Source organism: Dapis purpurea BLCC-M126, assembly GCF_050015975.1.
Classification (GTDB): domain Bacteria; phylum Cyanobacteriota; class Cyanobacteriia; order Cyanobacteriales; family Microcoleaceae; genus Trichodesmium.
Genome location: NZ_JBNHER010000257.1, coordinates 27,673 through 34,818, shown reverse-complemented (window position 1 = coordinate 34,818; position 7,146 = coordinate 27,673). Strand labels below are relative to the sequence as shown.

At 43.6% G+C, this 7,146-nt stretch carries 7 protein-coding genes and 1 pseudogene; 5 read left to right on the top strand and 3 right to left on the bottom strand.

The genetic code is table 11. The annotated features are described in order from the left end of the window. Positions 1 to 383 precede the first annotated feature (383 nt). Positions 384 to 1,466 carry an RNA-guided endonuclease InsQ/TnpB family protein gene (locus tag ACP6PL_RS23255; protein ID WP_426547666.1) on the bottom strand — a complete coding sequence of 361 codons (1,083 nt, stop codon included), beginning with the start codon at positions 1,464 to 1,466 and terminating at the stop codon, positions 384 to 386. 454 nt (positions 1,467 to 1,920) lie between these two features. Beyond that, entirely contained in the window at positions 1,921 to 2,010 is a 90-nt protein-coding gene (locus tag ACP6PL_RS23250; RefSeq protein WP_426547665.1) for a helix-turn-helix domain-containing protein, read from the bottom strand. 131 nt (positions 2,011 to 2,141) lie between these two features. Here ACP6PL_RS23250 and ACP6PL_RS23245 point away from each other — a divergent pair, with 131 nt between their 5' ends. Further along, on the top strand, positions 2,142 to 2,462 hold the full coding sequence (locus tag ACP6PL_RS23245; RefSeq protein WP_426547664.1) for a hypothetical protein: 321 nt from the start codon (positions 2,142 to 2,144) through the stop codon (positions 2,460 to 2,462). A gap of 312 nt (positions 2,463 to 2,774) precedes the next feature. After that, positions 2,775 to 3,260, top strand: coding sequence for a phosphoribosyl-AMP cyclohydrolase (gene hisI / locus ACP6PL_RS23240; protein ID WP_426547663.1), 486 nt, complete (start codon positions 2,775 to 2,777; stop codon positions 3,258 to 3,260). 72 nt (positions 3,261 to 3,332) lie between these two features. Here the strand turns inward: hisI and ACP6PL_RS23235 are convergent, their stop codons facing one another. Further along, entirely contained in the window at positions 3,333 to 4,334 is a 1,002-nt protein-coding gene (locus tag ACP6PL_RS23235) for a metal ABC transporter solute-binding protein, Zn/Mn family (RefSeq protein WP_426547662.1), read from the bottom strand. Between the two features lie 320 nt (positions 4,335 to 4,654). Here ACP6PL_RS23235 and ACP6PL_RS23230 point away from each other — a divergent pair, with 320 nt between their 5' ends. The 3 genes and pseudogenes from ACP6PL_RS23230 to ACP6PL_RS23220 form a co-directional block, all read left to right on the top strand. Continuing rightward, the gene (locus tag ACP6PL_RS23230) at positions 4,655 to 5,374 is read left to right on the top strand and encodes a metal ABC transporter ATP-binding protein (RefSeq protein ID WP_426547661.1); all 720 of its coding nucleotides are present in this window, start codon (positions 4,655 to 4,657) and stop codon (positions 5,372 to 5,374) included. A gap of 253 nt (positions 5,375 to 5,627) precedes the next feature. After that, positions 5,628 to 6,482 carry a metal ABC transporter permease gene (locus ACP6PL_RS23225; RefSeq protein ID WP_426547660.1) on the top strand — a complete coding sequence of 285 codons (855 nt, stop codon included), beginning with the start codon at positions 5,628 to 5,630 and terminating at the stop codon, positions 6,480 to 6,482. A 72-nt stretch (positions 6,483 to 6,554) separates the two neighbouring features. Continuing rightward, positions 6,555 to 6,818: pseudogene (locus tag ACP6PL_RS23220) on the top strand (vitamin B12 dependent-methionine synthase activation domain-containing protein); the annotation flags it as partial. Positions 6,819 to 7,146: the final 328 nt, after the last annotated feature.

Genomic DNA, 7,146 nt, shown 5'->3' with positions numbered 1-7,146 from the left:
CCTGACTCCTAGATTAACTATCTAATTACACCGATACTACCGGATTTGATATGACACCTAAATCTATACCTACTAAATTATCAGTTTGAGGCAATATTTCTGGTTGTATTTCTACTACAAAACTTAAGGGATATCTAGTAGGGGCTATTCGCGTTTGCGCAGCATTCCGCAGGAAATGGCCCCTACAATCTTTAATTACTGTTACTTATGATGGAGCTGTAGGTAACTCTCTTGACCATACTATTTTCCGCTCTCCAATCTTAGCCAAATAAACTTTGTGTTGACCAACTTTAAATACTGCTCCATAAAACTGATACAAAGCGTCACATGACGTAACAACTTGATGTTTACTTCCTGCTTCTTGTGAGGCCGTCGGCGACTACTCATCCACAGGCATTGACGGTCAAGCCGACCGCATTTCTCAAATTTATACTTGCGTTTAAATCCCTATCTATTGACAAGCCACATTCAGGACAATCATAAGTTCTCAGGCTTAATGGCATATCTTGGACATGACCACAGTTAGAACAAGTTTTTGATGATGGAAAAAACCTGTCAACTACTACTAACTCCGAACCGTACCATTGGCACTTGTATTCTAGCTGTCGCCTGAACTCATAAAATCCTTGATCGGCTATTGATTTCGCTAGCTTATGATTGCGTAACATTCCACTTACATTCAAATCTTCAATTGACACAGTGCCGTGGTTTTTGGCTAAGTATGTTGTCAGTTTATGAAGTGCGTCTTTACGGATGTTTGCTACTTTTCTATGCAATCTGGCTATCTTCAGTTGTGCCACCCTCCAGTTAGCAGAGCCTACTTCTTTATGACGATTTAGGTATTGCTCTGTTGACAACTTGGCTTCAAATTTCTGATAGGCTTTCACACTTGTCATAACTTTGCCATCACTTAGTGTTGCTAAGGTTTTTACTCCTAAATCTACACCGATAACATCCGTTTTTTTCGGTGTAGTTGTGCCTAAAAATTCATAGCTACAACTGAGATACCATGAACCCGCTTGTTTGCTAATTGTTATTTTTTTAGTAGTTGCTTCAATTGGTTCATAAGTTTTGACGATACCAATAAAAGGTAATTTGTGAGCCCATCCATTTAGTTCTATTGGTTTTCCACAATTATCTATTGTGAATGAATCATGTTTACCTTTCTTTTTAAATCTTGGGTGTTTTCCTAATCCTTTAAAGAACCTTTTGAACGCTTCACCTAAATTTATGAAAGCATATTGGTAAACTTTAGATGACAATTTTTTCATCCAGGGGTAAAGGGGTTTGGTGTGATTAGTAAAAACCTCTCTTAGCTTACGAGTGTTGGGTTTATAACCATCTGTGTAAGCTGCATTCCACAAACTTAAACCCCAGTTATAACACCACCTCGAATAGCCAGCGTGTTGAGCCATTAGAGTCTTCTGTTTATTATTTAGTTTCAGCTTTGTTCTAATGGATTTCATATATAGGTGAGTGCAACCTGTCTAAAAGTATGCTTTAATACGTATTATATCGTTATTCTCTGATTAAGTCAATGCTCCCTTTGTAAACCTAGCAGTTTGCTTTGACTTTATACTTTTAAATTTAGGAGGTTTAACAGGTCTACCTTTTCTCTTGGCTTTTGTCGAACTGAAAAAGTTAGAGCAATGCTTGGTTTAAATCATTCAAAGATTGCTGCAATAGTATAGCAGAAACTTCTGATAACCATTTTCTGTATTCAGTCTTTTTAGTTTGAGTAATAAAAACAGGACTTACGCAACGGTACTAATTATAGTAGGTGCATCTGGAATAATGACATTTATACGCTATATATAGCGGTACTGCGTAAGTCCTGAAAAAGTTTTTGTAACTCAGGATTAATGGGTTTCTTTTCTCCTGAAGTATACTTTTTTTTTGGCAGCAAGCTAGACTATCATTCTAAACCACACGGACACAACCAAATAGCTTTGCTAATTGGTGTTTTTGTCCCGGTTTTGGATAAATACTATACTTAAATCTAGCTTTCATAATTTGACTCTTAAGCTAATATTTAGGATAACATATTTATTGACATAAAATCAACTAAAAATTCGCCTCGCCCATAAGTGGGAGGGGCTTTAAACCCAATTTAATGGTAAATACTTGAAGATTACACCTATATGTTAGAATTAACTACTATCAAACAAACAGCCCTCGATTATCTCTTGTCCCATCTGGAAGTATTTCCAGAACATCGTCACTTCTTTGAGGTTGTAGGTGCAACCTGTTTTGATAATGATGAGTGGATGATTAACATTAGTATTGTCGGTTTAATAGGTAAATATTGGAGTGTTTTTGTCGATGGCAACACGGGGAAAATTTCACCAGACTGCGAGTTTAATACAGATTGCCAAGACTTGAATAAACCCCATCAATATTCCCATCTGCCCGACTATTTAAATCAACTGCTCAATCGCCTGACGGCAAAAGTTTCTAGGTAAATTAAACAGCGTTGCTGATTAGTAATAGACCTCTCCAATAATAAAAAATAAAATTAATTATCCTGCATAAATCATCAATTCTTTCTCCCTGCTCCCTGCTCCCTGCTCCCTGCTCCCTACTCCCTCTTTTCTGGAGATGTCTAATGATCTATTGGCCAGGTATTAGGCCATTTTTCCTGGTGTGGGTAGACCTACATTTCGGACATATCATGTTTTTAATTCTACAACATTAATCATTATATTTCAACAACGCCAATTAAACACTGCTTTGTATGTGATAATGATTATCATTCATTACAAAATTTAGCTAACATGAATCCCCTATTTACCGCTCGCACTTCCGTAGAACAGGTTGAGGAAGGTTTGTTACTTGCGCCCAAATTTGATGCCAATGGTTTGATTCCAGTAGTTACCACAGATGTCAACACGGGTGAATTGCTGATGCACGCCTATATGAACGAAGAAGCGTTAGTTAAAACCATTGAAACGGGAGAAGCTCATTATTACAGTCGCAGTCGTCAGCAGCTATGGCATAAAGGTCAATCTAGTGGACTGGTGCAAAAAGTACAGCAGTTAGCTATTGATGACGACCAAGATTGTCTGTGGATGCAGGTTAAAGTAGCTGGTTCGGGTGCTAGTTGTCATGTAGGTTATCGTTCTTGTTTTTATCGCTGTATTCCTACGGGAAAAAGTGCAAGTGAATCCCAGGAACCAATTCAGTTAATATTTACCGAAACGGAGAAAACCTTTGACCCGAAAACAGTGTATGGTGATGCTCCCAACCCAACACAATTGTAAATTTACTTGAACCCTACACAGCGCTGACTTTTAGGAGTTCTGATGGGGCTGCTTGCCCCATAAGCCGGAGGCTTACTTAAACTCTGAACAACTGCCCCCCAAGCCGGTAACAATGGTGCAGGTGTTGTAAACCAGCATGCCCTGATAGCTGCCTGCGGGAGTGCCCTTTTCCCCGATGCCGTCGGCAATCAGCACATCCTCTGAAATATTGACGCCCGCCTCATTGGCGACGGTGCGCAGCACCTTGTCGTTGGCGGTTAGCTCCGCAAACAACATGGGGACGCCGATCGCCTGAATCTTCTCTGATAGGGATTTGACCTGGGCTGCTGTGGGTTGTTCGTCCGTTGAGACTCCCAACAGGGTACCTTCCACCGTCAGCCCGTATGCTCTGGCGTAATAGCTCATGGCATCGTGGGTGGTGATCAGACGACGCTGATTTTCTGGAATGGTGGCAATTTGTTTGGGAATCCAGGCGTCTAAGCGCTCCAACTTACTGGTGAGGGCATCAGCATTGCTTGTGTAGGTGTTGGCATTGTCGGGGTCGATTTTAATCAGGGTTTGCTCGATTTGCTCTACCATGCGGATGCCGTTTTCAACGTCATGCCAAATGTGGGGGTCAGGTTCCACTTCCCCTTCTTCCTCCACTTCAATAATATTCTGGACGGCTTCTTCGTGTACCGCCACTTTGGGGGCTGGGGTGGTGCTTGCTTCCGCCATCTCAATAATCGCCGGCTCAAAGTTCATCCCCGCATAGAACACGGCATCCGCCACCTCGATCGCCCGTCGGTCAGATGGCCTAGCTTGATATGTGTGCGGGTCTTGTTCATAGTCAATTAGACAGTTTGGTTCCAACACCCCCTTCGCAATTTGCTCCACCATGCTGCAGAGAACGCTGTAGGAGGCGACGACCTCCGGAGTCCCGCCATCTGCCTGGGCGATTTCATCGGCATCTCTCCCTTCCCTCTGGGTGGAGATCGTCTCGGCAGTGCCGCCACCAGCCGCCAACCCAACTACAACTGCTAAAGCAGCAAAAGTGCCTGCAAAACGAGGCTTTAACTGAAATAAAAAACTCATTGAAGTCTCCTAAATAAGTATATAGTTGAGAAAAAATTTGATTAAGTCAAGAACATGACTGTGGCAAACAAACCAAGTCTGCATCATTAACAGAAGGTTGTCGCAACTGAGCAGACTGAAAAATTCAGTCGCTCCCCTTGGTAACCCTCCGGAAGTCTTATCTAGCAGCATCATGGCGCCAAACGAAAACTCTCAATTCCCCTCAACTGGGAAATTATTAAATTTTGATATATATTTGCAATAGTATACCACTATCATATTTTATGATATTTATATCATATTTTTTTCATTTTCTATTCACTTTTTTCTAGAGGCAGACTATGCTGATCGTTCAAGATTTGTCCGTGAGGTATCGCAGTTTCACGGCGCTCAATAATGTGAGTTTTACCTTTGAGGCTGGCGAGTCAGTGGGGATCATTGGCCCAAACGGGGCGGGTAAAAGCACGATGGTCAAAGCCATGCTGGGGCTGATTCAGTCGGCTACGGGTATCGCCCTGCTAAAAGGGAAACCTCTGACACCACAGCTTTCACAGGTTGCCTACGTGCCCCAACGATCGCAAATTGATTGGGACTATCCCGTAACTGTCTGGAATGTTGCCATGATGGGCCGTACCCTGCAAACTGGGATGTTTCGTCGGCCCAGTACCCAATCTCGCGAGCTGGTGAAGGCAGCGCTACAGCGGGTGGGGATGTATGAGTACCGCGATCACAGCATCAGCGACCTATCCGGCGGGCAGCAGCAGCGGGTCTTTTTAGCCCGCGCCCTGGCAAAAGAAGCCGAACTCCTGATTCTGGATGAACCCTTCACTGGAGTGGATCAGAAAACGGAATCCATTATGTTCGACATTTTTAACGAGCTGAAAGCCCAGGCCAAAATCTTGCTCGTCATCACCCATGACCTCAGCAAAACCCTGGATAATTACGATCAGCTGTTATTGCTGAACAAGCACGTTGTCGCCAAAGGCCCGCGCCACGAAGTCATGACACAAGATAACCTGCTTACTGCCTACGAAGGGCCGGTACTATTCGCCTCCGCCTAATACCATTTCTCAAAAACTTTTCTACCTGTATGTTGAGTAGGGGAGTAGGGGAGTAGGGGAGTGGGGGAGTGGGGGAGTGGGAGAGAAACAAACATAAGAATAATTAACATTAAACTAGCTAAAATTAGCAAAAAAATGATTATGATTGTGCTGATTAGTTAATAACTGAAGTATCGCCCAAGTATAGTAATAATGCATGGGAATTGGTATAACCTATACACCATCGGAATTGATAAATCAAAAGGAGAATTTCTTGAACGTACTACTTGAACCCCTCACCTTTGAATTCATGCGCAATGCTCTGATTATGGGAATTTTGCTGGGCATTTTGTGCGCTATCGTGGGCAGCTACATGATCGTGCAGCAGATGAGCATGATGGGGGACATGATTGCTCACTCTGTCATGGCCGGGTTGCCGGTGGCTGTGTTTCTGAAGTTGCCCCTGTCGCTGGGGGCGCTGGTGGCAGGGGTGGTGAGTGCCATCGTGCTGTCGGGCATTGAGTCGAAATCCCGGCTCAAGCTGGATGCGGTAATGGCATTGATCTTTTCATTGTTTTTAGCGACTGGCACAACACTGGTAACGGTGCTGCCCGGAGCAAACCGTATCGATGTGATGCACATTTTGTTTGGCGACATCCTGGGGGTTACCCAGGGCAATCTGAAGGAAACCTTTGGCATCACGTTAATTATTGTGATTGGCGTCTGGCTGTTTTACAAAGAGCTGTTATTTTACACCTTTGATCCGATTGGATCTCAGGCCGATGGTATGAGGGTGCGCTGGTATTACCTAGGCATGGTCACCGCCATTAGCCTGACGGTGGTTGCCAGTATGCAAACTGTAGGAGTTTTACTGGTGATTGCCATGTTGGTGGCACCTGGAACCACGGCTTATCTGCTGGTCAAAGAGCTGCACCAGATGATGATTTTGGGCAGCTTTCTGGGGGCATTTGCCAGTATTGCCGGGATGTATTTGAGCTACTACCTGGATATTCCTTCGGGGTCTGCCATCGTTCTAGTAGCTTTTGGGCTTTTTCTGCTGGCGTTCCTGTTCAGTCCATCCCAGGGCCTTTTGACGCAATCCAGCTTTGTTAAAGACATCAACAAATAAATTTCTCGGAACTCTTCATAAAGTGCAAGTTTGGAAAAATCCGCTTTTTTCACCGACAAATAATCCTCATTCTATGGAGATTTAGATCCTGATAACATTCGCGATGTATTAGCCCAAAGGTATCAGGATTCTCGGTATAGTTTTGGCTATCCAGCTTGTCCGACGGTGATGGATCGAATGCCACATTTGCAATTATTCGGATGCGAGCGCATTGGGATATCGATATATGAGAGCGAACAGCTTGATCCAGAGCAAACGACTACTGCTTTTGTCACCTATCATCCTGTAGCTAGATCTTTTAGTGCTTATAGCGTTCGGCAATGGGGTCGCGGTTAAATCCAGGCGACCTCTAATTTTTCTTGATAATTGCTAGGCAAAGGACTGCCATCGAGCCACTGTTGCCCGTTCAAGAATTGAGAATTAAGAATTGAGAATTACCTCTCCTTGAAAACGGATAGGATTGACTAACAGGAAATTTTTTATTTATTATCCCCTATCCAAGGGGAGGCTTTAAACCACAATATTTCGGTAAAGCGGGGGGCTGAGGGGCGATCGCCAAAGATAATCGGCGGTTTGTGGTAACGTCAAACCCTACTCAAGTGCGGTATACCTTGAGAGCAGCGCCTTGTGTTAACCATTAGTTACTAGTCTGTTTCTCTTCAAC

Bases quoted from the DNA above. Each gene is read 5' to 3' on its own strand.
- ACP6PL_RS23255 (WP_426547666.1), bottom strand. From the start codon at position 1,466: ATGAAATCCATTAGAACAAAGCTGAAACTAAATAATAAACAGAAGACT.
- hisI (WP_426547663.1), top strand. From the start codon at position 2,775: ATGAATCCCCTATTTACCGCTCGCACTTCCGTAGAACAGGTTGAGGAA.
- ACP6PL_RS23245 (WP_426547664.1), top strand. From the start codon at position 2,142: ATGTTAGAATTAACTACTATCAAACAAACAGCCCTCGATTATCTCTTG.
- ACP6PL_RS23250 (WP_426547665.1), bottom strand. From the start codon at position 2,010: ATGAAAGCTAGATTTAAGTATAGTATTTATCCAAAACCGGGACAAAAA.
- ACP6PL_RS23235 (WP_426547662.1), bottom strand. From the start codon at position 4,334: ATGAGTTTTTTATTTCAGTTAAAGCCTCGTTTTGCAGGCACTTTTGCT.
- ACP6PL_RS23230 (WP_426547661.1), top strand. From the start codon at position 4,655: ATGCTGATCGTTCAAGATTTGTCCGTGAGGTATCGCAGTTTCACGGCG.